General features: G+C 66.2%; 19 protein-coding genes and 1 tRNA gene. 13 read left to right on the top strand and 7 right to left on the bottom strand.

The genetic code is table 11. The features are described from left to right. Positions 1-123 precede the first annotated feature (123 nt). On the bottom strand, positions 124-1,338 hold the full coding sequence (locus tag ACH82I_RS00170; protein ID WP_413334662.1) for an ABC transporter substrate-binding protein: 1,215 nt from the start codon (positions 1,336-1,338) through the stop codon (positions 124-126). Positions 1,339-1,637: 299 nt separating this feature from the next. Here ACH82I_RS00170 and ACH82I_RS00175 point away from each other — a divergent pair, with 299 nt between their 5' ends. The 4 genes from ACH82I_RS00175 to ACH82I_RS00190 are packed head-to-tail and all read left to right on the top strand — an operon-like array spanning position 1,638 to position 5,777. Further along, the gene (locus ACH82I_RS00175) at positions 1,638-2,381 is read left to right on the top strand and encodes an SDR family oxidoreductase (protein WP_413334665.1); all 744 of its coding nucleotides are present in this window, start codon (positions 1,638-1,640) and stop codon (positions 2,379-2,381) included. Positions 2,382-2,432: 51 nt separating this feature from the next. Then, positions 2,433-3,632, top strand: coding sequence for an acetyl-CoA C-acyltransferase (locus ACH82I_RS00180; protein ID WP_413334668.1), 1,200 nt, complete (start codon positions 2,433-2,435; stop codon positions 3,630-3,632). Between the two features lie 52 nt (positions 3,633-3,684). Beyond that, positions 3,685-5,001, top strand: coding sequence for an MATE family efflux transporter (locus ACH82I_RS00185; RefSeq protein WP_413334671.1), 1,317 nt, complete (start codon positions 3,685-3,687; stop codon positions 4,999-5,001). Continuing rightward, complete coding sequence (locus ACH82I_RS00190; protein WP_413334674.1) at positions 4,998-5,777, top strand: GNAT family N-acetyltransferase; 780 nt, start codon at positions 4,998-5,000, stop codon at positions 5,775-5,777. The genes ACH82I_RS00185 and ACH82I_RS00190 overlap by 4 nt, the downstream gene beginning before the upstream one ends. Before the next feature lie 68 nt (positions 5,778-5,845). On the opposite strand, the gene ACH82I_RS00195 is transcribed toward ACH82I_RS00190, so the two are convergent. Then, the gene (locus ACH82I_RS00195; RefSeq protein ID WP_413334677.1) at positions 5,846-7,216 is read right to left on the bottom strand and encodes a M1 family metallopeptidase; all 1,371 of its coding nucleotides are present in this window, start codon (positions 7,214-7,216) and stop codon (positions 5,846-5,848) included. After that, positions 7,143-11,177, bottom strand: coding sequence for an amino acid adenylation domain-containing protein (locus ACH82I_RS00200; protein WP_413336784.1), 4,035 nt, complete (start codon positions 11,175-11,177; stop codon positions 7,143-7,145). Before ACH82I_RS00200 ends, ACH82I_RS00195 begins: the two co-directional genes overlap by 74 nt. A gap of 240 nt (positions 11,178-11,417) precedes the next feature. On the opposite strand from ACH82I_RS00200, the gene ACH82I_RS00205 reads away from it, so the two are divergent. Both ACH82I_RS00205 and ACH82I_RS00210 read left to right on the top strand, forming a co-directional pair. Continuing rightward, a complete protein-coding gene (locus ACH82I_RS00205; RefSeq protein ID WP_413334680.1) occupies positions 11,418-12,632 on the top strand; it encodes an amidohydrolase family protein in 1,215 nt (404 codons plus the stop codon). A 69-nt stretch (positions 12,633-12,701) separates the two neighbouring features. Continuing rightward, positions 12,702-13,214, top strand: coding sequence for a DedA family protein (locus tag ACH82I_RS00210; RefSeq protein WP_413334682.1), 513 nt, complete (start codon positions 12,702-12,704; stop codon positions 13,212-13,214). A gap of 67 nt (positions 13,215-13,281) precedes the next feature. Here ACH82I_RS00210 and ACH82I_RS00215 read toward each other — a convergent pair whose 3' ends face one another. Further along, the gene (locus ACH82I_RS00215) at positions 13,282-14,724 is read right to left on the bottom strand and encodes a sugar porter family MFS transporter (RefSeq protein WP_413334685.1); all 1,443 of its coding nucleotides are present in this window, start codon (positions 14,722-14,724) and stop codon (positions 13,282-13,284) included. A 296-nt stretch (positions 14,725-15,020) separates the two neighbouring features. Between ACH82I_RS00215 and ACH82I_RS00220 the strand changes: the two genes are divergently transcribed. Together ACH82I_RS00220 and ACH82I_RS00225 are read left to right on the top strand one after the other, a co-directional pair. Next, on the top strand, positions 15,021-16,496 hold the full coding sequence (locus ACH82I_RS00220; protein WP_413334687.1) for a sodium:proton antiporter: 1,476 nt from the start codon (positions 15,021-15,023) through the stop codon (positions 16,494-16,496). A gap of 22 nt (positions 16,497-16,518) precedes the next feature. Next, complete coding sequence (locus ACH82I_RS00225) at positions 16,519-17,763, top strand: MFS transporter (protein ID WP_413334689.1); 1,245 nt, start codon at positions 16,519-16,521, stop codon at positions 17,761-17,763. A gap of 398 nt (positions 17,764-18,161) precedes the next feature. Here ACH82I_RS00225 and ACH82I_RS00230 read toward each other — a convergent pair. Beyond that, a tRNA-Pro gene (locus tag ACH82I_RS00230) sits at positions 18,162-18,235 on the bottom strand. 232 nt (positions 18,236-18,467) lie between these two features. Between ACH82I_RS00230 and gcvH the strand changes: the two genes are divergently transcribed. Genes gcvH through ACH82I_RS00250 form a run of 4 tightly spaced genes read left to right on the top strand, consistent with a single transcriptional unit; the run spans position 18,468 to position 21,833 of the window. Continuing rightward, complete coding sequence (gcvH, locus tag ACH82I_RS00235) at positions 18,468-18,872, top strand: glycine cleavage system protein GcvH (protein WP_230744321.1); 405 nt, start codon at positions 18,468-18,470, stop codon at positions 18,870-18,872. Further along, a complete protein-coding gene (locus ACH82I_RS00240) occupies positions 18,872-19,912 on the top strand; it encodes an FHA domain-containing protein (protein WP_413334691.1) in 1,041 nt (346 codons plus the stop codon). Before gcvH ends, ACH82I_RS00240 begins: the two co-directional genes overlap by 1 nt. Positions 19,913-19,922: 10 nt before the next feature. Then, positions 19,923-20,408, top strand: coding sequence for a bifunctional nuclease family protein (locus ACH82I_RS00245; RefSeq protein ID WP_230744320.1), 486 nt, complete (start codon positions 19,923-19,925; stop codon positions 20,406-20,408). A 30-nt stretch (positions 20,409-20,438) separates the two neighbouring features. Further along, complete coding sequence (locus tag ACH82I_RS00250; RefSeq protein WP_413334693.1) at positions 20,439-21,833, top strand: class II 3-deoxy-7-phosphoheptulonate synthase; 1,395 nt, start codon at positions 20,439-20,441, stop codon at positions 21,831-21,833. An 87-nt stretch (positions 21,834-21,920) separates the two neighbouring features. Here ACH82I_RS00250 and ACH82I_RS00255 read toward each other — a convergent pair whose 3' ends face one another. Both ACH82I_RS00255 and ACH82I_RS00260 read right to left on the bottom strand, forming a co-directional pair. After that, entirely contained in the window at positions 21,921-24,014 is a 2,094-nt protein-coding gene (locus ACH82I_RS00255; protein WP_413334696.1) for a protein kinase domain-containing protein, read from the bottom strand. Beyond that, positions 24,011-25,198, bottom strand: a complete 1,188-nt coding sequence (locus ACH82I_RS00260) for a LysM peptidoglycan-binding domain-containing protein (RefSeq protein WP_413334698.1) — start codon at positions 25,196-25,198, stop codon at positions 24,011-24,013. The genes ACH82I_RS00255 and ACH82I_RS00260 overlap by 4 nt, the downstream gene beginning before the upstream one ends. Before the next feature lie 128 nt (positions 25,199-25,326). Between ACH82I_RS00260 and ACH82I_RS00265 the strand changes: the two genes are divergently transcribed. Then, entirely contained in the window at positions 25,327-25,680 is a 354-nt protein-coding gene (locus ACH82I_RS00265; RefSeq protein ID WP_413334700.1) for an Rv2175c family DNA-binding protein, read from the top strand. The last annotated feature ends 3 nt before the right edge of the window (positions 25,681-25,683 follow it).

The raw sequence follows: 25,683 nt of genomic DNA on the forward strand, positions 1-25,683 counted from the left end.
GGCGGAAGTCCTCGAAAGACATGGAGCCAGGAGGGCGGAGCATGGGAGGCATACTCCGCCCGACCTGCGCTCTGGGCGAGATCACACGGTGGGCATCACTGAGGGTCGATCAGGAGCGTCGGGTCACTGTGTGTCCGGGACCTGTTCGACGGGCACCTTGTTGTACTTCTCGTCCTCGTCGAGGTAGGCAACCTCGAGCTCCTGGTTGAGCAGGTGACCCTGATCAGTGATCTCCGTCGGGAATCCCGTGACCTTGTATTTATCGTCGACCTCGGCCAGGGCGTCGCCGATCGAGCCGCGGATCTTCTCCGGGTCGTCCGTCGACCCGGCCAGTTCCATGGCCTTGGCGATGATCGCCACGCCTTGGTAGTTGAGGGCTGTCTCGCTGGTCGCGACCTTGTCCTCGCCGGCCTTGTCGGCGAACTTCGTGAGGAAGTCCTCTGTGCCCGGGTCCTCGTATTCGTCGACGGGCAGCACACCGACGGATTTGGTGAGGTTCTCGATGTCGGTGACCGTGGCCATTTCGTTGAGTTTGGCCTGGTCCATGACGATGAAGCTGCCTTCGAATCCCTGCTTGCGCGCTTCTTCCATGATCAGTGCGGTCGGCTGTGAGGGTCCGCCGACGAACATGGCATCCGGCTTCTCGGCCAAGGCTTTGGACACCGGCCCGGCGAAGTCGGACACGGTGGCGTAGTCGACGCTGTTGTCGGCGCCGACCTCCCCGTCGGAGGCCTTCCACTCGTCGGTGATGGCTTTGGTCCACTGCTGACCGTATTCGCTCTGGGTGCCGAGGAGGGCGAGCTTCTTCCCGCCGTGCTCCATCGCCTGTTCCGTGAACGGCTTGGCATAGGACTCGAAGTTGGGCGGGATCATCATCGTCAGCGGATTGTCGGCCTGCACGATCGCCGGGTCGGAGGTATAGGCCGAGACCAAGAAGTTCGACCGACCGGAGTTGATCTGCTGGATCGCCTTGATCGCCCCCGCGTTCGGCGACACGACGACGGGCGCCTCGTCCTGATCGGCCAGCCGTTGGGCATTGCTGGCCGCCGTCGAGGGCGCGTATTTGTCATCGAGTGACTTGAGTTCGATCGTGACCGGGTTCCCATCGATCTCGACGCCGTCGGCATTGAGATCGTCGACCGCCATCTCGAGACCCATCTTGACGTTCTCACCATAGGCGGCACCGCCGCCGCTGAGGGGACCGGTGTACCCGATGACGACGGAATCGCCGCTGCCGGAATCACCGCCGCCGCCACAGGCGGCGAGTGAGAGCGCGAAGGTGCCGACGACGGCGGCCGCCAGAAGACGGCGAGAACGGTTTCGCGAGACTGAGATCATCTTTTCTCCTTTGAAAAGCACGAATGGTGCGGACGGACTCGCAAACGAGCCTGCCCAGACCGGTTGGTTCCGGGGTGTCATCGGTGACCGGTCCCGGAGCCGATCTCGACGGGAAATCGATATTGGCTGACTTGAACCCTTCCAAATGCAAAATGTGATGTCAATCATATCGGCGAAGATTTTTGAACGTTCGATAATTCTTGGCAGATTGTCGTTGCCCGAACTCTGAGCAATCAATCGTTCAGTCGCGGAAAATGGTCTAGAGTGAAACGAAACCAGCGATTCGAAGGAGATTCTTCATGACTCGAACAGCAATCGTCACCGGCGGCGGACGCGGCATCGGTGCGGCCATCGCGAAGCGTCTGAGCTTCGACGGACTCAAGGTCGCTGTGCTCGACATGGGCCCGACCGAAGACACCGTCTCAGCCATCACCGCGGCAGGGGGAGAGGCGCTCGGCCTCGAAGCAGACGTCTCCGACGAGTCATCGGTCAAGGCCGCCGTCGACCAGGTCGCCCAGACTCTCGGCGCACCTACCGTGCTCGTCAACAACGCCGGCATCCTGCGCGACAACCTGCTGTTCAAGATGACGTACGAGGAGTTCGACAAGGTCCTCTCCGTTCACCTCGGCGGAGCGTTCAACATGGCCAAGGCGGTGCAGTCCTACATGGTCGAGGAGAAGTTCGGTCGCATCGTGTCGATGTCGTCGACCTCGGCGCTGGGTAACCGCGGGCAGACCAACTACTCGGCAGCCAAGTCAGGCATCCAGGGGATGACGAAGACCTGGGCGATCGAACTCGGAAAGTTCGGCGTCACGGCCAACGCGATCGCACCCGGCTTCATCGAGACCGATATGACCAAGGCCACGGCCGAGCGCGTGGGTGTGAGCTTCGATGACTTCGTCACCGCTGCGACCAAGGAGATCCCGGTCGCCCGCTCCGGCAAGCCGGAGGACATCGCCCACACCGCATCGTTCCTCGCCTCCGAAGGGGCAGGATTCGTCTCCGGACAGGTCATCTACGTCGCCGGCGGCCCGAAGGCCTGACCCGGTCCGGCCACTCCCACCCATGCTCCACCGCTGTGAAAGGTTTGAACCATGAGAGAAGCAGTCATCGTCTCGACCGCCAGGACGCCGATCGGCAAGGCCTACCGGGGTGCCTTCAACGACACCCAGGCGCAGGAGCTGGCCGGTCATGCGATCAAGCACGCCGTCGAACGGGCCGGACTGGAAGGCGGTGAGGTCGAGGACGTCATCCTCGGTGCCGCACTGCAGCAGGGAAGCCAGTCGACGAACATCGGCCGACAGGGCGCACTGCGCGCAGGTCTGCCGACGACCGTGCCCGGCATGTCGATCGATCGTCAGTGCTCCTCGGGTCTGATGGCGATCGCCACGGCCGCGAAGCAGATCCTCGTCGACGGCCAGGAGATCGCCGTCGGCGGCGGCGTGGAGTCGGTGTCGCTCGTGCAGAACGACAAGATGAACACGTTCAGGGCCAAGGATCCGTGGCTTGAGGAGAAGGTGCCCGGCCTCTACTACCCGATGCTCGCCACCGCCGAGGTGGTCGCGGAGCGCTACGGCGTGAGCCGGGAAGCCCAGGACGAGTACTCCCTGTCCTCGCAGCAGCGCACCGCCGCCGCGCAGGAGGCCGGTCGGTTCGATGCGGAGATCGTGGCGCTGCCGACGACGAAGGTCGTCGTCGACAAGGCGACCAAGGAGACCTCTCGACAGGACGTCGTGCTCGACGCCGATGAGGGCAACCGCCCCTCGACGACTCTCGAGAGCCTGGCCGGGCTCAATCCCGTGCTCGAACCCGGGGTCGCATCGAAGGTTCCGAGCATCACGGCCGGCAACGCCTCACAGCTCTCCGACGGAGCGTCGGCCTCGGTGCTCATGTCTGGCGATGAGGCCAGCCGCCGCGGCCTCGAACCGCTGGGCATCTATCGGGGCATGGCCGTGGCCGGCTGCGATCCCGACGAGATGGGCATCGGTCCGGTCTTCGCGATCCCGAAGCTGCTGAAGACCCACGGACTCTCGATCGACGACATCGGCCTGTGGGAACTCAACGAAGCCTTCGCGGTCCAGGCGCTGTACTGCCGAGACCGTCTGGGCATCGACCCGGAGAAGTACAACGTCGATGGCGGAGGCATCTCGGTCGGGCACCCCTACGGCATGACCGGTGCCCGACTCGTCGGGCACGCGCTGATCGAAGGTCGACGTCGCGGCGTGAAGTTTGTCGTCGTCACCATGTGCATCGGCGGCGGGCAGGGAGCCGCGGGACTCTTCGAAGTCTGCTGAGTCCCAGACCCTCCCGCCGGCCCACCACCTCCGTATTCGTTAGACTCGATCCGTGGCAGCGATCGACAAGGACATTCTCCGTTTGGCCCTTCCGGCTCTCGGAGCCCTGATCGCCGAACCCGTTTTCCTGCTCTCGGATACGGCCATGGTGGGCCACCTCGGCGCCGGGGCCCTGGGATCGCTGGCGATCGCCTCGACGATCCTGCAGACGGTTCTCGGGCTGATGGTCTTCCTCGCCTATGCGACGACCCCACGGGTGGCCAAGCGCATGGGTGCGGGAGACCGGCCCGGGGCGATCACGGCGGGATTCGACGGCATCTGGCTCGCGCTGTGCACCTCGGTGCTGCTCGTGGCCATCGGGCTGCCCCTGCTCTCGCCGGTGATCGCCGCCTTCGGGCCCGACGCCGAGACCGCCGCCGGCGCACATTCCTACCTCGCCATCTCCTGGTGGGGACTGCCTTTCATGCTCACCGTCGTCGCGGCGACCGGACTGCTGCGCGGCCTCCAGGACACGAAGACGCCGCTGATCGTGGCGGCGGCCGGCTGTGTTGCCAATATCGGCCTCAACGCACTGTTCATCTACGGCCTCGACATGGGCGTCGCGGGCTCCGCGCTGGGCACGGTCATCGCCCAGGCCGGCATGTGCGCGGTCTACCTGACCATCTCGATCCGCGCGGCCCACCGCCTCCACGCCAGCGTCCGACCCGACTGGTCCGGTGTCTTCACCTCGGCGAAGACCTCGGGATGGCTGCTCGTGCGCAACGCCTCCCTGCGTGCGGCGCTGATCATCCTCGTGTTCATCGCGACCTCGATGGGCACCACGGAGCTCGCCGCGATCCAGGTGGCCCAGAGCATCTTCTTCGCCCTTGCCCTCGCCCTCGATTCGCTGGCCATCGCCGGGCAGGCGATGATCGGTCTGCAGCTGGGGGCCGGAAACACCGAGGCCGTCGCGGCCATCAATCGCCGCCTCTGCCTGTGGGGGATCGTGTTCGGCGTCATCGTCGGCGTCATCCTGTTAGCCGGGTCCGGAATCATCCCGCGCGGATTCTCCTCCGACCCGGACGTCATCATGGTCCTCGCCGGACTCCTGCCGATCCTCGCGCTGAGCATGCCGATCGCCGGGTATGTGTTCGTTCTGGACGGCGTCCTCATGGGCGCCGAGGATGCCCGTTACCTTGCTCTGGCACAATTGATTGCGGTGGGCGGATACGCGCTCCTGCTGATCCCGACCGTCGACATCTGGCCCGGGGCAGCCGGACTGTGGGCCGCCTTCAGCATCGGATTCGTGGGCCTGCGCGCGGTGACCTTGGGATGGCGGGTCCGCAACCGCGATTGGATCACCCGCGCCGTCGAAAAGGGGATTTCATGAACGAAGGCCAGAACCGCAGCGACGAGACCGCCGAGGTGGGGGCGAAGGACCGCGAAACGCTGCGGAACCGGATCCGGCCGCTGCCGTCCGAGACCGCCGATGAGACCTTCCTGCCCTTCCTCGACCTGTGCTTCAACTGGTCGATGGATAAACCGCGGATCGAGCTCGAGGAGCTGGCGCAGCGCGAGGATGCCGCCTTCTACTACAAGGGATGGGGTCGACGCGGCGATATCGCCGTCGCTGCCCGAGCCGATGAGGTCTCCGAGTCCGAGATCATCGGACTGGCCTGGCTGCGGCTGGCCGATATCGACGCGGTCATCGACAAGCGCGACAGGACCGTCAAGGACGGCACCGCAGCCGGCAATGACACGGGAACCGACGACACGGGCGCCGACGACAACACCGGAAACAACGACGACACGGAAGCCGACGGTGACCTCATCGACAACACCGTCAGTTCGGCGGAAGAGAGCGCCGACGACAGGGACAGCGCAAGCGGCGAGGGGGACAACGGCCCCTTCAGCGGCTATGGCTGGGTCGCCGCGGACATCCCCGAACTCTCGATCGCCGTCCTGCCCGATCACCAGTCACAGGGCATCGGGGGAGCCCTCCTCGACGTCGTCTGCACGCTGGCTCGGATCAGCGGCTTCCCGGCCGTGAGCCTCTCCGTCGAAGACGGCAACGGGGCGGCCCATCTCTACCACGACCGGGGATTCGTCTCGGTGGGACGCCACGGCAACTCGGACATCCTCGTCCGCCGCCTCACCACCGACTGAACGCCGGGCGCTTCACCACCGAGCGGAAGTCAGCCGCCTCACCAGCGACCGACGTCAGTGCCATGGTCTCAGCGGCGCGGCAACTCGGGCAGCTCCAGCTCATTCAGCCAGGGATGGACCACCTCGGCGACGTCACGGCCCGCCACCTGGGTGACGCACTCGATGAAGTCAGCGGTCTCGACCGAACCGTGCCGGTGCTTCGTCGTCCACTCGCTGATCGCGGTGAAGAACGCCTCATCGCCGATCGTCAGCCGCAGGGCGTGCAGGCACAGGGCACCGCGCTTGTATACGCGGTCATCGAACATATCCGGCCCGCCCGGGTCGCCGAGCATGATGTCCTGCGGCTGAGCCGCCAAGGCCTCTCTCCACGACTCCGCGCAGTCATCGGCGCTGCCGCGCCCGGACTCCTCGGACCACAGCCACTCGGCATAGCAGGCGAATCCCTCGTTGAGCCAGATGTCGGCCCAGCGGCGCGGGGTCAGCGAATTGCCGAACCACTGGTGGGCCATCTCATGGGCGACGAGGCGTTCGGCCTCCCACTCGGGGCCGAGATGATTGGGTCCGAGCACCGACAGCGGCTGGGACTCCAGGGGGATCTCGAGCTCGTCATCGGTCACGACCACGTCGTAGACCTCGAAGGGGTAGGGGCCGAAGCGGTCGATGAACAGGTTCATCATCCGATGCTGGATCCGCAGCCGGGTGGCCGCCCGCAGCCAGTGCTCACCGGCGTAGAGACCCAGCGGGACGGGGGCCTCGGGGTACCGATCCTCGGCGGCGATCTGCGAGTGCCGGTACCGGCCGATCTGGATCGTGGCCAGGTAGCTGGCCAGCGGCGTCGTCGATTCGTAGGTCCAGGCGGTCCGCCCGGCCTTGCGCACCTTGTCGGTGAGCCGACCGTTGGAGACAACTGTGTACTCGGACTCGGTGAGCAACCTGATCCGGTACTTCGACTTCTCCGACGGGTGGTCGTTGCAGGGGAACCACGTCGAGGCGCCGACCGGCTGACCAGCTACGAGCACACCGTCCTCGAGCTCCTCCCAGCCGATATCTCCCCAGGTTCCGATCGCCGGACGGGGGTTGCCGACGTAGGCGATGTCGATGCGCACCGGCTGGTTCTTGTGCAGTGCTCCCGTCGACAGACGCAGCTTCTTCCCGCGGGTCGAGAACCGCACTTTGGAACCGTTGACGCTGGCCTTGGTCACCCGCAGACCGGTGAGGTCGAGGACGATGCTCGAGGTGTCCGTGAGCACGCGCCCGGTCAGGACGGCCTTCGCGGAGAGGCGATTCGGACCGATCCGGTAGTCGAGATCGAGATCGTAGTGGTCGATCCTCAACTCGGTGCTGCCGACCCCTGGAGTGTAGGGATCAAGCATGTGCTCGTCCTGCTTCTGCGGCGTCGGATTCTTCGTGTTCGTCGAGGGCGGGAAGTTCTGGTGCATCAACCCAGGGTATGACAGGATTGCCGCTGAAGTACGCATGGGCGGGCACGAATTCGCCGCGCATGACCAGTGAGGTCGCGCCGACGGTCGCATTCGTGCCCAGCGTTGAGGCGGGCAGGATCACGCTGTTGGGGCCCAAGGTCGCACCGGATTCGAGTTCGACGGCGTCGAGGCTCATCACCCGGTCGTGGAACAGGTGGGTCTGCACCACGCAGCCGCGGTTGATGGTCGAATTGTCGCCGAGGTGGACGAGGTCCGTCTCCGGCAGCCAATAGGACTCGCACCAGACCCCGTGCCCGATCTTCGCGCCCATCGCCCGCAGGTACCAGACGATGGCGGGGGTGCCCACGGCGTTGCGGGTGAACCACGGGGCGGCGACGAGTTCGACGAAGCAGTCGGCAACCTCGTTGCGCCAGATGAACGAGGACCACAGGGGGTGCTCCCCGTCCTTGATGCGGCCGACGCAGATCCATTTGGCGGCCACGGCCAGTCCCGCGGCAACCGCGCCGGCAGCCATCATCACCACGCCCGAGGTGAGCAGGGCGAGGGCGATGGTGCCGAAGAACGAACCGTCCCCGGCTGCCGTACCGGCTGTCTCAGCCGCGCTGGAACCGTCCGATCCGCCCCATCCGCCCGGCAGAGCGAGCAGGGACCAGATCGTGAGGATGACGGCGGCGATGAGTGCCCCACCGGCCAGCACCGAGGTGATCCGCAGGGTCTCGAAGAATCCGCGGGCCATCTTGACCCCGAGCTTCGGCGCATAGGTCAGCGTCTCGTCCGCATCGACCGAGGCCCGGCGCAGCTGCACCGGGGGAGACCCGAGCCAGGAGGAGCCCTTCTTCGCCTTCGCCGGTGCCGCCGAGAGCACGGCGACCAGGGAGTTCTTCGGCACCCGGCGTCCGGGTGAGGCGATGCCGGAGTTGCCGAGGAAGGCGCGTTTGCCGACCTTCGCCCGGCCCGCGCGCATCCAGCCGTGGCCGAGTTCGTAGCTGGCGACCATCGTGTCATCGGCGAGGAAGGCGCCGGCGGCGATGGTCGTCATCTTCGGCACGAACACCACGGTCGAGATCTCCGTGCCGGGTCCCACCTTCGCCCCGAGGAGGCGCAGCCACCAGGGGGTGAGCATGGAGGCGTAGAGAGGGAAGAGGAGGTCACGGGCGAGGTCGAGCAGACGCTCGGTCGCCCACACCCGGTAGCCGCGGGCGGAGCGGACCGGGAATTCGCCCTCTTCCATTCCGATCGCCAGGATCCGCACGGAGGCGAGGATGAACAGGGCCGTGCAGACGAACCAGATGCATGCCACGGCCGGTGACCAGGCGAGCAGCAGCCACGGGGATTCGAGCACCTCGATCCCGGAGACGGCGAGCATGAGTGCCAGGCCGGGCACCGCGGCGAGATAGGGCAGGGCCGCATTCAGCTGCGAACCGATGGCATAGAAGAGGAAGGGCAGACGTCTGCGCTCCGGGGGCGCCGGCCAGGTCTTCTTCGCCTTGCCGACCCGCACGGCCGGTGAGCCGGAGTAGATCTGGTTCTTCCGCACCCGACCGGTCACGGCGGAGCCGGCCTCGACGAGTGCCCCGGGGCCGACTCGGGTCCCGGGCATGAGGGTGGAGCGGGCGCCGACCGTGGCATGGGCTCCGACCTCGATGTCGCCGATGCGCAGCAGATCGCCGTCGACCCACCAGCCCTTGAGGTCGACCTCGGGTTCGATGGCCGCCCCCTCGCCGAGAGTGAGGAAGCCGGTGACCGGGGGAGCCGAGTGCAGGTCCGCATCGGGACCGATCCGGTTGCCCAGCAGCTTCGCGTACCAGCTGACCCAGGGGACGCTGGCCACGGAGACCGCGGCGGCGAGGTCGTTGATGTGCTCGGCCAGCCACAGACGTTTGTGCACCCATCCCGACCGGGGATAGTCCCCGGGGGTGATGCCGAGCATGAGCAGCCGCGCCGCGAGTGCGGAGATGAGCATCCGTCCCCAGGCGGTGACGAAGACGAGGAAGAGGACGATGACGACCGGCCAGGGCGTCACCGGCAGGTCCGCACCCAGTGAGGCGCCGAGATTGGCCAGCAGCATGGCGATGACGACCCACCTGACCCCGCCGAGGATATGGACCGGAATCGCCAGCAGCGTCTGGAAGGCCTGCATCCCCTTCGAGGTCCGGCCGATCGCACGGCGCGGTCGGGCGGGGGTGGCCGCGCCCTCCCCGCCGAGGCAGACCGTTGCCAGTGCCCCGAAGCGCGGATGAGCGTAGATGTCGCCGACGGTCACGCTCGTGTGCCGTGTGCGCAGCCGCGAGACCAGTTGGGCGGCGGTCAGGGAGCCGCCGCCGGCGGTGAAGAAGTCCGTGGCATTGCCCGGTCTGGTTCCGAGGACGGAGGCCCATTGTTCGGCGATCCATTCGGTGTCGGCGTCGTAGAACTCATCCGAGTCCTCGCCGGTCTCGGCATCGCCGACCGGCCAGGGCAGAGCGTTGCGGTCGACCTTGCCGGAGGTCTTCGTCGGCAGCTCTTCGATCAGCGCCAGCCGGGGGACGAGGGCGGCGGGCAGTTCGCGGCGCAGCTGCGCCTCCCATTCGGCGATGCGCGGATGGGCCCCGGCGCTCGCCGCTTCCTCCCGACCGCTCGCGGCGAGGTAGCCGATGAGGATGTCCGTCCCGGCCGGTGTCTTCTTCACCGCGGCGGCGGCTCCTTCAACCCCGGCCAGGGCCTGAAGGGCAGCATCGATCTCACCGAGTTCGATCCTCCGGCCGCCGAGCTTGATCTGCTCATCGGCGCGGCCGACGAAGATCAGCCCCTGCGAGTCGTTGACCACGAGGTCACCGGAGCGGTACGCCCGTGCCCAGCCGAGGCTGGGCATTGGGGCGAACTTCTCCGCGTCCTTGGCCGGGTCGAGATAGCGGGCGAGGCCGACCCCGCCGATGATGAGCTCACCGGTCTCGCCCTCGGCGACGGGCAGACCCTGTGCGTCGACGACGGCCAGGGCCCAGCCGTCGAGGGGCAGGCCGATGCGCACCGGCTCCGTGCCGTCGAGCATCGCACCGCAGGCGACGACGGTCGCCTCGGTGGGTCCGTAGGTGTTCCACACCTCGCGGTCGTCGTCGCTGAGCCGGCGACCCAGCTCCGGGGGACAGGCCTCGCCGCCGAAGATGAGGAGTCGGACGTTGTCGAGGCTCTCGGCCGGCCACAGGGCGGCCAGGGTCGGCACCGTCGAGACCACGGTGATCTGCCGCGAGGACAGCCACGGGCCCAGGTCCATGCCGGATTTGACGAGTGTGCGCGGGGCGGGCACCAGGCAGGCGCCGTGCCGCCAGGCCAGCCACATCTCCTCACAGCTGGCGTCGAAGGCCACCGACAGCCCGGCGAGCACGCGGTCACCTGGACCCAGCGGTTCGGCCTGACAGAACATGGCCGCCTCGCCGTCGACGAAGGCCGCGGCGCTGCGATGGGTCACGGCCACCCCCTTCGGGGTGCCGGTCGAGCCGGAGGTGAAGATCACCCAGCAGTCGTCGTCGGGCTGCGGGGAGCGCAGCTGCGAACGGTCGAGAGGAGCCCGGTCGGTGCGGGATTCGATGCTGGGACCGGCGGTGATCACTCCGGTCACGGCCGCCTCGGCGAAGACCGTGCGGGCCCGTTCATCGGGATCGTCGACGTCGACGGGGACATAGGCGGCGCCGAGCATCATCGTGGCCAGGATCGACAAGTAGAGGTCGACCGAACCCGAGGGCACACGCACACCGACCTTGTCGCCGGGGCCGATGCCGTGGGTGGACATCTCGAGTGCGAGGTCGCGGATGGCGACGATGAGCTCGGAATAGCTGAGCACCCGGGTCCCGTCGTCGATCGCGGGCTGATCGCCGTGGGCGCCCGCTGTCTCGAGGAGGATGTCGACGAGCGTGCGATCCTCACGGGGACGCGCTGCCGCCGGAAACTGCGGAGTCGCGGGGGACTGGCCCGTCGCCGGCACCGGAAGAGCTGCGGAGTGCTGCGGATCGGCGGGAGAGCGCTGAGCGTCTGGGTGCTGCGGAGTGGATGCGGTCACTGAACTTCCGGGTCGATCTCGCTGGGCTGCGACAGTGGCTCTGCCGACGGATATCGTTGTCGACCTTACTCAGTTCAGGTGTCTCAAAGGTGAACAGCCTCGCTCTTCGGCCGCGTCCGTGATAGATGTGAATCACTGACCTTTTCGACGACGAGGAGCACACCCATGGTCACAGTCTTCACCAACGCCGCAGTCTTCGACGGAACCCGGTTCCTGCCCGGGCGACGCGATGTCGTCGTCGACGGGGACGCGGTCACCGCGATCACTGAGCCCGGACAGGGCTCTTACAATGCCGACGACACCTTCGTCGACTGTGCGGGCCAGACGATCATCCCCGGGGTCATCGACTGTCACGTGCACCTGACGAGCACAGGGGCGGGCAACACCTCGTCCTTCCACGATCCCTTCTCCCTCCAGTTCTACAACTCGGTCGCCCACATGGACGCGACCCTCAAGGGCGGAGTCACCACGGTCAGGGATGCCGGCGGCACCGATCTGGGGGCGAAGGTCGCCGTCGAGACCGGGGTGGTCCGCGGACCTCGGCTGTCCATCGCGGTCAACATCATGTCCCAGACCGGCGGTCACGGTGACTTCCACCTCGTCTCGGGCGCCGAATCGCCCTTCCTAGCCCCGCACCCCGGGCGTCCCTCCGGAGTCGCCGACGGGCTCGAAGGCGTACAGCGCAAGGCGCGGGAGCTCCTGCGGGCCGGTGCCGATCACATCAAGATCTGCTCCACCGGGGGAGTGCTCTCACCCCGCGACGATCCCCGCCACTCCCAGTTCAGTGAGGCTGAGATCGCGGTCATCGTCGCCGAGGCGGCCGCCCAGGGCGCGCACGTGATGTCCCATGCCCAAGGCGCTCCGGGAATCAAGAACGCCGTGCGCGCAGGGGTCCGTTCGATCGAGCACGGCATCTACCTCGATGACGAAGCCATCGACCTCATGCTCGAGCACGGCACCTTCCTGGTCCCGACCCTGCAGGCTCCGCAGGCCGTGATCAAGGCCGCCGAGGCGGGAGTCGCCCTACCGGAGGCCGTGGTCGAGAAGGCCCGCACCGTCGTCGAAGCCCACCAGGAGTCGACCGTGCGCGCCCACGAGGCGGGGGTGCAGATCGCCATGGGCACCGATGCCGGAGTGGGTCCTCACGGGGAGAACCTCGAGGAGATAAGCCTGCTGGCCGGGGCCGGTCTGTCGACGACTGAGGCGCTCGCCGCCGGGACCTCGGTGGCGGCGGCGCTGCTCGGTGAGGATCGGGTGGGTCGGATCGGTGAAGGCAGCCTCGCCGACCTCGTCCTCATCGACGGGGACCTGCGCACCGATGCCGTGCGAGGAATCGAGGATCGGGTGCATGCCGTCTACCTCGGCGGTGCGTCCGTGTGAGGGCAGACTAACCTCAGTGTCGTACAATCGAGGGGTGAGCAGCAGAGAACTTTCCGGCACCGATTCCCGATGAACCCACTCGATTGGTCGTTCCCGATCGCCGTCACCTGGCTCATCCTGTTCGGCATCATCCTCGCCCGCGCCGGCGGAACCTACCTGCTGGGCCGGTTGGCGCGCACGGGCATCCGCAAGATCAACCGTGTCGACAAGATCATGTCGGGACCGAAGTACCGCAAGGCCGAGGAGATGATCGACCGCTTCGGTGCCCCGGTCATCGCCCTGAGCTTCCTCATGATCGGCGTGCAGACGGTGCTCAACCTCGCCGCCGGCACGAGCGCGATGCGCCTGCGCCGCTACCTTCCGGCACTGGTCGTGGGCGGCTCCCTGTGGGCGCTCATCTACTCGACCGTCGGACTCATCGGCTTCAAGGCGCTGGCCCGAGCCTACGAGGTGGCGCCGGGCCTGACCATCGGCGTGGGCGCGTGCTTCGTGCTGGCCATCGGCGGGCTGTTCATCGGCCTGCGGAAGAAGGACGGGACGCCTGCGGCGAAGACGCCGGACGCCGAGGCGGAGACCGCCTGAAACTGAGACCTGCCGAGTCTCGGACTTCCTGAGGTTCAGACCTGCTGAGGCTCGGAACTGCTGAGGCTCAGACCTCTTCGGTCATGTCCTCGAGTTCGGTGCCCTTCGTCTCCGGCACCTTCCACCACACGAAGAAGAAAGACAGCACCGCGAAGAGCGCGTAGAAGCCGTAGGCGAAGCTCAAGCTGATATCGGCGAAGATCGGGAACGTCGTCGAGATGGCGAAGTTCGCGACCCACTGCGCGGCCGCGGCGACCGCCAGGGCTCCGGCCCGGATCCGGTTGGGGAACATCTCGCCCAACAGCACCCACACCAGCGGCCCCCAGGTCGCGCCGAAGCCGACGACGAAGACATTGGCGGAGATGAGCGCGATGATCGACCACGGTGCTTCGAGCTGGGCTGCGGTGGTGCCGTCGGCGGCGGTGACGAGCTCGGCGAAGGAGAAGGCCACGGCCATCATCGCCAGGGAGAGTCCCATGAGGAACGACCCGGCCAGCAGCATCTTCCGACGCCCGAGGCGATCGACGAGGAGGATCGCCACGATCGTCACGAGGATGTTCGTCACCGAGGTGATCACCGAGGTCAGCAGGGCACTGGATTCGTCGAAGCCGACTGACTTCCACAGCGTCGTCGAATAGTAGAAGATCACGTTGATGCCGACGAACTGCTGGAACACCGAGAGCAGGATGCCGATCCACACGATCGGTTTGAGACCGAAGCGCTTGCCCACGAGATCGCGGAAGGATTCGCGATCCTCGCGGCGGATCGAGTCCCGGATGCGCTCGATCAGCGGAGCGGTCTCGAGCACACCGGTGAAGTCGCGCAGCACCCTGGCCGCGTCGTCTTCCCGTCCTCTGGCGACGAGGAAGCGGGGAGATTCCGGCAGCCCGAGGGCCATGAGTCCGTAGACGAGGGCCGGGAGCGCCTCGACCATGAACATCCAGCGCCAGGTTTCGATGCCGAACCAGAACTGGGCACCAGCACCGCCGGAGACGGAGGCGAGCAGGGCATTGGAGAGCAGAGCGGCGAAGATTCCGGTGACGATCGCCAGCTGCTGCAGCGACCCGAGGCGACCGCGGACGCGCGCCGGGGACACCTCCGCGATATAGGCCGGAGCGATCACCGAGGCGGCGCCGACACCCAACCCGCCGACCATCCTCCAGATGATGAGGTCGGTGACCCCGAAGGCCAGCCCGGAGCCGATTGCGGAGACGAAGAACAGGATCGCTGCCACGACCATCACCGGCAGGCGTCCGTAGCGGTTGGCCAGGTTGCCGGCGAACCAGGCTCCGAGCGCGCAGGCGATGAGCGCCGAGGAGACCGCGAAGCCCTTGAGCCCGGCCCCGAGGGCGAACTCCTCGGCCAGGGCATCGACGGCACCGTTGATGACCGCAGTGTCGAAGCCGAAGAGGAATCCGCCGAGCGCCGCGGCCACGGAGATGCCGATGATGCGGGAATTCAGCCGCTCGGCGCCGTGAAGTCGCTCGGGATCGGGTCGTGTCGAGGGCATCGCGGCCTCCAGATGGGTCGGTACTCGCGCGGGTCGGCGCTCGCGCGGGGTGCGGGTCGGTGGACAGCCCCCAGCGTAGGCGAGCGGACACACACTGTGGTGGGGCCACCTCGGTGCGTCTGCCGGTCTCCTGGTGATTCACCTCACCGGAACGGGTGGCTCGTCCGCTCGTCGGGCCGCTGTGCTAACGGTCGTTGCCATTCAGTAGAGTGAAGAACCGTCGACGTCGACGTGACGAGTGACCGTCCTGCGCAGGGGCGGGTGATCGTCCTGCACGAGAGATAGGGGAGACCCGGATGACCGTTGCCTGGTGGAGCATCATCCCATTCGTTCTGCTACTCGGCTGCATTGCGGTGCTGCCGCTGATTCCGGCGGCTGAGAAGATCTGGGATCGCAACCTCGTCAAGCTCATCGTCGCCCTCGTGCTCGCGATCCCGATCGCCGTGTGGTTCGTGCTCGGCGGGGAGGGCGCGACGGTGACTCATGCTCTGCTCGAGTACTTCCAGTTCATCGTGCTCGTCGGCAGCCTGTTCGTGGCCTCGGGAGGGATCTTCCTCGTCGGCGACATCAAGGCGACCCCGCGCAACAACACGGTGTTCCTGGCCATCGGCGGCCTCCTCGCCTCGTTCATCGGAACCACGGGTGCGGCGATGCTGCTCATCCGCCCGATCCTCAACACCAATCAGGACCGTGTACATCGCATGCACACGGTCGTGTTCACGATCTTCATCGTCGCCAACTGCGGTGGGCTGCTCACGCCTCTGGGCGATCCGCCGCTGTTCCTCGGAATGCTGCGCGGCGTTCCCTTCGAATGGACCTTCGGGCTGTGGCCGTACTGGCTGTTCGTCAATGCCATGCTGCTCATCAGCTACTACGCCCTCGACCGGAAGATGTATTCGCAGGAACCCGCCGAGGCGCTGGCGAAGGACGCCGAATATGTCACGAAGCTCGGGCTGAGGGGAGCCAGCGGCCTCGTCTTCCTCGCCGTGATCATCGTGGCCGTGGCCTTCATCCCCTCGGTGGACGTCCATGCGATCGAGTCCGGGCATGCGGGCTTCGCCGCTTTCGTTCCTTGGCGTGAGGTGGTGATGATCGTTGCGGCGGCCACCTCCTTCCTGCTCGGGGACCGCGGCGCCCGATTCAACCTCAACAAGTTTACCTGGGCGCCCATCCTCGAAGTCGGGGCGCTGTTCATCGGCATCTTCCTCACGATGATGCCTGCTCTGCAGTACCTGGGGCAGGTCGCCCACAAGCTGCCGCTGAGTGAGATCACCCTGTTCATCTGCACCGGTGGACTGTCCTCTGTGCTCGACAATGCGCCGACCTATGTGACCTTCTTCGAGATGGCCGCCCAGATTCCGGGCGAACCGCAGGTGGCAGGGGTTCCCGAGACCCTGCTCATCGCCGTGTCCTTGGGTGCGGTGATGGGCGGAGCCGTGACGTACATCGGCAATGGGCCGAACTTCATGGTGAAATCCGTTGCGGACTCCGCGGGCGTGGTGATGCCGAGCTTCGGCGGCTACGTCGGGTGGTCGTTCACGCGGCTCGTGCCGATCCTTGCCGCGATGGTGCTCATCTTCATGACCGAAGGCCCGTGGTGGAAGGTGCTGGGAATCCTCGTCGTCGCGCTCATCCTCGTTCGCGCCGGTCTCGATATCCGCAGGGCCGCCTCGGCGCGGGTCGTGGGGCATCCAGGGGGCGGGACAGAGTCCAGGACCGGTACCGGTTCGGTCAACGACCAGGGCACGGGAACGGGAGAGCCGTCCCGATGATCGATCACATCGGGGCCTGCGGATGAGCGGCCGGAGAGGGGCGGGTCTGCGTCCGATCGCCGGGGTCGGCATCTACTTCAGCAGCAACGGGCTGGTGTTCGCCGCCCTCCTGCCCTGGTATCCCCTCATGGTCGAACGCCTCGACTTGAGTTCCTGGGCATTCGGACTCGTCGTCGCCTGCTTCGCCTTCGGGGCGATCGCGTCCTCGGTGATGCCGTCGAAGCTGATTGCGCGGTTCGGGGCGAACGCGGTCGTCGTCGCCGGGACGATCCTGCTCGGCCTGGCTGTGGCGAGCACCGCCTGGTCGGTCAACGGCTGGATGATGGCCGCCTGCCTCTTCCTCGTCGGGTTCTTCGATGCGATCGTCGACGTCGCGCAGAACGTGGTCGGCATCGCGGTGCAGGAGAGGCTCTCGCGAGTGGTCCTGTCCTCGATGCATGCGCTGTGGAGCCTCGGCGGTCTGCTCAGCGGGGCGCTCGCCACCCTGGCCGCCTCGGCGGGAATGGATATGCGCCTCCACCTCGCGCTGGTCGCTGTCGCCGCGGTGCTGCTCGTCGCGGTCGGACGACGGCTCATCGCTGATACGGCGTCATCCCGGCCGATCCGCGACTCGGGCGACGAGTCTGAGGCGCCCCAGGGATCCGCCTCGGATGACGATGCCGGGGAAGCCGCCTCGGGGCGGGCGCGGTCGAAGCGGGCGATTCTCCGTCTCGCACTGCCCCTGGCGATCGTCGCAGTGTGCGGAACGATCGTCGAGGACATCGCGAACAATTGGGCCGCGCTCGCCGCAGTGCAGTTCGCCGGGGTCGCCGTCGGGATTGCCGGGGTCGCCTTCAGCGTCGTCATCGGCAGCCAGTGCCTGGGACGGTTCAGCGGGGACATTCTCGTGCAGCGGTTCGGTCCCTCACGCATCGCGCGCCTCGGCGGGGGACTCATCGCCCTCGGGGGACTCGGGATCGTCACCGCGGTCGAACCGATTCAGCTGCTCATCGGTCTGGCCGCCGTGGGATACGGCTCGGCCACACTCGTCCCGGGAGCACTCGGCGCGGCGGCACACATTCCCGGTGCAGGTCCGGCCGGGGGAGTGACCCTGGTCAACTGGATCATGCGGATCGGGTTCCTCGGCACGAGCCCCTTGGTCGGAGTCCTCGCCACCGGGGCCAGCCTGCGCTGGGGGCTGTCGCTGCTGATCGTCGTCGGAGCAGTGACGATGATCTTCGCCGGCAGGCTCGGCCCCTCTGGCGGATCCCGGTCCGCTGATCGCTGACTAGTACCGATGGGGCACCGATCGTTGGCTCGCGATGACGGACTGTTGCCAAGGCAATCGTGGCCGGTTCTGCTGTCGTCCGGAGCGAAATCTGCGTCGCTTAGAGACGATATCGGCGTCGGTCAACACTTAACTGGAAATAGTCGTCGCAGGAGACGATGTTTTCGAGCTAACTGTTGACCGACAGAGCCGAGCACCGAGCGGAGGCGACATTTTCGCAGTTCGCGTTGACCCAGCGCTCCGCTGTGATGACTGAGCGCTCCGCTGACCGGAGCGATGTCGCGAGACATGAAGGAGTCATACGCGAGAAAGGACTGAGCGGACGTAAAGGTCTGAGCGCACGAAAAAGCCTGAGCCGCACTATCCTCTGGCAAGGATGTGACGACTCAGGCAGAAAGTCGGGCTAGCGGGATTTGAACCCACGACCTCTTCACCCCCAGTGAAGCGCGCTACCAAGCTGCGCCATAGCCCGTTACCGAACAACCTCGTGGGGCAACGGGAACTAGCCTATACCGATCCCCGACCAAGTGCCAAAATTGCGTTTCGTGACCTCCGAAAAGCGAGTATCATCCCAGGTAGTCACGTGAGAGGCGGGTCTGGTTCTCGGTCGGAATCGGGAGTCGGTAACATTTCTGTTTCGTGATTGTTATGAAAGTGCCCGAGGCGGCTATGCTTGGAACACCGACAAGCTAAGAGGAGTCGACATGCCAGAACTGGATTACCCAGTGTCTTTGCGGTATTCGCGCGACCACGAGTGGGTTGCGACCACGGAGAACAACGCGGTTGTCCGTGTGGGTATCACCGATTTCGCCCAGGAACAGCTGGGTGACGTCGTCTATGTCGATCTGCCTGCCGTCGGAGACTCGATCACTGCTGGTGAGTCCTGTGGCGAAGTCGAAAGCACGAAGAGCGTGTCCGACCTCATCGCACCGGTGTCCGGTTCGATCACCGAGATCAACGAGTCCCTCGATGACTCTCCGGAAACCGTGAACTCCTCCCCGTTCGAAGACGGATGGATGTACCTCGTCGAGCTCAGTGAGCCCGCACAGGTGGAATCGCTGTTGGACAGCGAGCAGTACAAAGAGCTCATTCAGAGCGAGGAGGCGTAATGTCGCAGAACAACGATCAAGGTCGTCCGAATCCCTCGCAGACCTGGTACGACAACGGTCAGGTGCCGCAGTCGAAGAAGTTCCCGTTCGGTGCGAACGCGGGCGATGAGAACGCCGAATCCGCGACACGGACGAATCCTCAGGTCGATCAGAACGGTCAGACACCTCAGGGCAACACTCCTCCTTACGGACAGCAGCCGGCCAACGGCGCTCCGCAGGCGCCGCAGTACGGCAACGGCCAGCAGTACGGCGGCACGCCGCAGGGTGGCCAGCAGTACGGCGGAACCCCTCAAGCCAGCCAGAACTACGGCGGAACGCCTCAGGGTGGGCAGCAGTACGGCGGCACTCCTCAGGGCGGTCAGAACTACGGCGGCCAGCAGTACGGCAACCAGGATCAGGGCGGCCAGAGCTACGGGGGAACCCAGCACGCCCAATTCCATCCCCCGCAGCAGAACCAGAATGACAATCGGTTCCAGCCGCAGAACGGCGGGCAGGATCCGCAGGGAAACTATCCGCAGGGCGATCAGTCTCAAGGCGGAGGCTACGGCCAGCCGGGACCGTACGGCGGCGACAACGGACAGCAGCACTACCAGCAGGGTCAGGGACCGAACGACGTGAATCAGCAGCAGGGTCAAGGGGAACCGCTCTCCAGTGACTCCGGAAGCCAGCAGTTCCAGGGCATCTTGGACCCGCACACCGGTGAGATCCATCCGGTGCCCGATCTCGAGGGACTGCAGGATGCCGATGCGCTCCTCGTCGTCGTCTCGGGGCCCGATTCGGGTTCGCAGATCCTCCTCGACACCGATGTGGTCACCGTGGGACGCAGCCCGAACGCGGACATCTTCCTCGACGACGTCACCGTTTCGCGCAAGCATGCCGAATTCATTCGCACGCCCAGCGGTTTCACCCTGCGCGACACCGGATCGCTCAACGGCACCTATGTGGGTCGCCAGCTGATCGATTCGATCGAGCTGCAGAACGGCGCCGACGTGCAGATCGGCAAGTTCCGGATGATCTTCCAGCAGCGTCCGCGCTCCTGACCGGGGGATAATGTCAAACGTTGAAGTCGAGGTTGTCGGCGTCCGCATCGAAATGCCCGCCAACCAGCCGATCCTTTTGCTCAAAGCCACGGAACCTGCCTACTATCTGCCGATCTGGGTGGGGGCGATCGAGGCGAACGCGCTGTCGATCGCTCAGCGCGGACTGACTCCGCCGCGGCCGATGGCCCACGCGCTCCTCATCGACACCCTCGCCGCCTATGAGGCCGAGCTGTCCGATGTCACCATCACCGGCAAGGACGGGCAGATCTTCCTCGCCGAGTTGCACACGAGCGACGGCAAGGCGATCTCCGCCAGGCCCTCGGACGCCGTGACCTTGGCGCTGACCGCCCACTGCCCCGTCTACGTCGACTCCGAACTGCTCGAGGAATCCGGCATCGAAGCCCCGGAGGCCGACGAGGACGAAGTCGCCCAGTTCAGGGACTTCCTCGACAATGTCTCCGCCGAAGACTTCGAAACCGGTCCCGAAACGTCCTAGCCATCGAAGAACCGTCATGAAAGAACCGTTGTGAGCCTTCATACCGATCCTGTATTCGCCAATCGGAACATCGCCTCAGCCGATGCCGACGACCTCGGAGGCCTCGACGCCTGGCGGGAGATGGATCCGAAGCAGCAGCCGACCTATCTCGACGGACAGGCGCTGGAAGAGGCGCTGCGCAATCTGCGCAGCTCGCCTCCGCTGATCTTCGCCGGTGAAGCCGATGTGCTCAAGCAGCGCATCGCAGCCGCCTCCCGTGGCGAGGCATTCGTCCTCGCCGGTGGCGACTGCGCCGAATCCTTCGCCGGTGCCCAAGCCGATAAGATCCGTGCGCGAATTCAGACCGTGCTGCAGATGGCGGCCGTGCTGACCTACGGCGGTTCGATGCCTGTGGTCAAGATCGGCCGGATGGCCGGTCAGTTCGCCAAACCGCGCTCGGCAGACATGGAGACGCGAGACGGGGTGACGCTTCCCTCGTTCCGCGGCGACATCGTCAACGGATACGAGTTCACCGAGGAGTCCCGCCGGCACGACCCAGCGAGGCTCCTGCAGGCGTACCACGTCTCTGCCTCGACCCTCAATCTCATCCGCGCCTTCACCCAAGGCGGATTCGCCGATCTGCGCTTCGTCCACGAATGGAACCGCGGCTTCCTGGCCTCGAATCCCGGATACCAGCGCTACGAGCAGACGGCCGCCGAGATCGATCGTGCGATCCGCTTCATGGACGCCTGTGGGGCCGACTTCGATGCGCTCAAAACCACCGAGTTCTACGCCGCCCACGAGGCGCTTCTGCTCGAATACGAACGTGCGCTGACGAGAATCGACTCCCGCACTGGCCAGGCCTATGATGTCTCGGGTCACTTCCTGTGGATCGGTGAACGCACCCGTGAGATCGACGGTGCCCACGTCGACTTCCTGTCGAAGGTCCGCAACCCCATCGGCGTCAAGCTCGGCCCGACCGCAACCGCCGAGGACGCTCTTGCCCTCGCGGACAAGCTCGACCCCGAGGCCGAGCCCGGACGCCTGACCTTCGTCACTCGGATGGGCGCCGGCAAGATCGGCGAGTCCCTGCCGAAGCTGCTGGCCGGCATCGGCGATCGTCTGCCGCACGTGACGTGGGTCTGCGATCCGATGCACGGCAACACCATCACCTCGAACACGGGGTACAAGACCCGCAGGTTCGAAGACGTCATGGCCGAGGTCGAAGGCTTCTTCACCGCTCACCAGGACGCGGGGACCATTCCCGGCGGCCTGCATATCGAGCTCACCGGCGATGACGTCACCGAGATCATGGGCGGAGCCACGGAGATCGACGACGAAGGTCTGCGTCGTCGCTACGAGACTCTCGTCGATCCGCGACTCAACCACGATCAGTCCCTGGAGATGGCCTTCCAGGTCGCGGAGTACCTCACCCGCCGAGGCTGATTCCTCACCCCCTGCACGAGAATGCCGGTGGCCCTGCAGATCTGCAGGGCCACCGGCATTGTCAATGCTGAAGGGACGGCTCGGCGACTAGTCCTTCTTGTCCTTGTCGTCCTCGTCCTTCTTCTCATCCTTCTTGTCGTCCTTGGACTCCTCTTTCTTCTCCTTGCCCTTGGAGACGCGGACGATGATGAGGGAGTCGACCGGCTTCGATTCGGTGCTCTTCGGGAATTGCGAGACCACCTTGCCCTTGGGCACGTCATCGGAGAAGACCTCGTCCTTGCCGACCCGGAAGCCGCGCTTGGCCAGGGTCGCATAGGCGGCGTCGAAGGTGAGGCCTTCGACGTCGGGCACGGGCGTCGGGGCGACGCCCTTGGAGACCACGAGATCGATCTTCGTGTCCTTGGACAGCTCCTCGCCGGCCTTCTTCGACGCCGAGATGACGACGTCGTTCTTGACCGAGTCGCTGTATTCCTCGTCGACCTTGCCCACCGAGAGCTCGGCGTCCTTCAGCGCCTTCTCCGCTTCGTCGGAGGTCTTGCCCTCGAGATCGGGCACCGCGAACATCTCCTCGCCCTTGGACACGACGACGGTGACCGTCGAATCGGGGGCGAGTTCGGCGCCGCTCACGGGTTCGGTGCCGATCACCTGTCCGGCCGGGATGGTGTCGTCGAAGACTTCCTTCGGCTCCGCCTGCAGGTCGGAGTCCTCGAGCTGCGAGGTCACCTCTTCAAGCTGCTTGCCGGCCAACTGAGCAGGCACGATGGACGTCGGTGCCGGTTGGTTCGCGATGACGAGCCACGCGACGAGCGCGAGCACGGCGGCGACGGCGACGATGGTCGTCAGCAGGCGGCGCCGACGTCTGCGATGAGGCACTGCCCCCGCCGAGGTGGTCCCTACGGCGGCCGCCCCGGTTCCGGCTGCTCCGTCTCCGGCAGCGCCGGCAGCGCCGGCAGCGCCGGCAGCGACGGCGGTCCCATCATCGGCCTCGCCGGCCGAGCTGTCATCGGGCTGGTCAGCATCATCCTCGGAAGCCGCATCATTCTCGGAGGCCGCATCGTCCTCGGAGGCGGAGGCGGAGCTGGGTGCTGTCGTGACGCCGCCGATGCCGGCAGCGGCAGCCCCGGCACCGGCGATGCCGGCTCCAGCTCCGGAACTCGTCGCGTCCTCATCGTCTTCGGCGGCGGGAACCGCGTCGTCGACTTCGTCGGTCTCGAGGTAGGGGATCTCGTCGGTGCGGGACTTCTTCTCCTTCGGCACCTCTTCCCCGAGATCGATGCTCGCGGTCAGGGCGGGGGAGTGCTCGCCGGGCTCGACATCGGGATCGCCGAGGTCGAGTTCGGCTTCGTTCATCTCAGCGCGCGCCTCGGCGAGGGCATTGCGGAACTGTGCGGCGTCATCGGGCCGATCTTCGGGATCCTTCGACGTCGCCCACAGCACGAGCGCGTCGAGACGCGGACTCAGCCTCGGCACCTTCTCCGAGGGCGGGGGAACGGTGTCGTGGACGTGACGGTAGGCGACCTGGATCGGCACATCATCGGTGTAGGGCTGGGTGCCGGTGAGCATCTCGTAGAACATGATGCCGACCGTGTAGAGATCGGTGCGGGCATCCGCCCCGGCCCGAGTCACGAGCTCCGGCGCGACATAGCCGACGGTGCCGATGAGCGTCTTCGTCGTGGTCGCGGTGGTGACGGCTCGAGCAAGACCGAAATCGGCGAGTTTGACCTGGCCGTCGGTGCCCAGCAGCACATTGTCGGGCTTGAGGTCGCGGTGGATGATGCCGGTCGAATGGACAGCTTCAAGGGCGGCGAGGATCGCGTCGAGGACGACGATGGCCTGCCTGGGTGTGAAGGTGCCGCGGTGCTTGAGTTCGCGGCGCAGGGTCACCGAGGGCAAGTGCTCCATGACGAGGTAGACGATGTCCCCATCGCGGGCCTGGTCGTGGATGGCCACGAGGTTGGGGTGGGTGAGTCGCCCGGCGTTGATGGCCTCACGGCGGAAGCGTTCGACGAAGGTGTCATCGGAGATCAGGTGTTCGTGCATCACCTTGATCGCGATCTCACGGTCGAGGCGGAGATCCGTGCCGCGATAGACCATCGCCATCCCGCCGCGGGCGATCTTGGCGTCGATGCGATAGCGGTCGTTGAGGACGGTGCCGATCAGCGGATCCTGTCGGGTGCTCACAGGGCCTCCCGCATCCGGTTGCGCTGCAGCTGCACGGCTCGGACGAAGGCCTTCGTCTCCGGCAGGAGACCGTCGCTGCGCACCGAGCGCAGATCCTGGTAGTAGCCGGCCAGTGCCTCGTCCTCGGACTCGGCCGTCTCGATGAGCCAGCCGAGGATGACGGTGCCGGCGACGATGTTGTCCGCGATGTCGAGGAGATCGAGGCCACGGCCGACGATGTCGCTGGCCCAACGGCCCGACCGCGGAGTCACCTGCATGATGCCGATCGCGTTGCCGGCGGAGACGGTGGTGTGCTGAAAGCCGGACTCCTGGGCGGCGACCGCCTGCATGAGCGCGGGGTCGGCACCGAGCTCTTCGGCGATCCGGGCCACGAGCAGTTTGGCCTGTGCGGGTGCGGGATGGCGCCGGTGCAGGAGGGTGAATTTGTTCAGTCGGGCGGCGTGGAGGACCGCGGGATGGATGCCCTCGACCTGTGCACTGGTGGCGACGCGGGGAATGTCCGTGGGCACCTCGGGGGCGCTGCGTCTGGGGCGAGCGGCCGAGGTCCGCAGCAGCAGAAGCTCACCGACCGTGATGTAGGAGTCATCGCCCATCGCATTGGCCCGGCGCAGCGTCGCGGGTGCGACGCCGTGTCGCGCCGCGATCCCCGCCAGGGTCTCACCCGGGGCGACGATGTGCGAAGGATCCACGTCGGGCAGGTCGTTCTTCTCCGGCAGGGACAGCACCTGACCCTGGTGCAGATTCTGCCGTGGAGAGATCCGGTTGAGCTCGGCCAAAGCAGGCACGGAGACTCCGTGTTTGCTGGCGACGCCGTAGAGAGTGTCGCCCTGCTTCGCCTTGTAGGTACGGCCGCCGTGGGTGACGGGAACGGTCACGCCGGTGGTTCCGGAGGTCCACTGCGGGCCGGACCCGGCGGAAGTGACGGGGCCAGAATCGGCAGGGCCGGACTCGGCAGTTGCGGAGTCGGCAGTTGCGGAGTCGGCAGGTTCTGAGTCGGCGTGTGCAGAGTCGGTTGAGGGCGGATCGTCGTGGGGCTGGTCTGCGTCCGCCGCAGGTTCCGTGGGGTCAGCGGATTCGATGTTCTCGGTGCCGGGGATCGGGTCCGTCGAATTCACCTTTGAGGCAGCACGGATGTCAGGGGCGGCGGTAACGGGCGTCTGAGGAGTCCGTCGCGTGCGTGTCATCTGTCACCTGTTGGCTTCATGTCGAATGGGGAAGGTTCATCATCCAGACTATCGAGTGACCGGCCTCCACCCGAGCATTCGGTTCCGCATGGCGAGGTGTTTCGCCGAATATTGCTAGGCTGGTGGGCGTGAATACGGAAGAACTCGTCCAGGACTGGGCCACGCTGCCCGATATTGCGGAGATGACCGGACTCGGCATCTCACAGGTGCGACGTCTGCTCGAAGACGGCGCGATCTGCGGCTACAAACACGGTAAGCCCAAGGTCATGCAGGTGCCGCTCGCCTTCTTCCACGAAGACGGGTCCGTCGTCACCCCGGTCAAGGGCACGCTGAGTACGCTGCGCGATGCCGGTTTCGGCGACGAGGAAGCCATCGAATGGCTGTTCACCCCCGATGACTCCCTCCCCGGGCGTCCCATCGACCTGCTCCGTGCGGGCAATCGCAAGGAAGTCAGGCGCCGGGCACAGGCCCTGGCCTTCTGAGAA

The organism is Brevibacterium sp. GP-SGM9, assembly GCF_047300845.1.
Classification (GTDB): Bacteria; Actinomycetota; Actinomycetes; order Actinomycetales; family Brevibacteriaceae; genus Brevibacterium.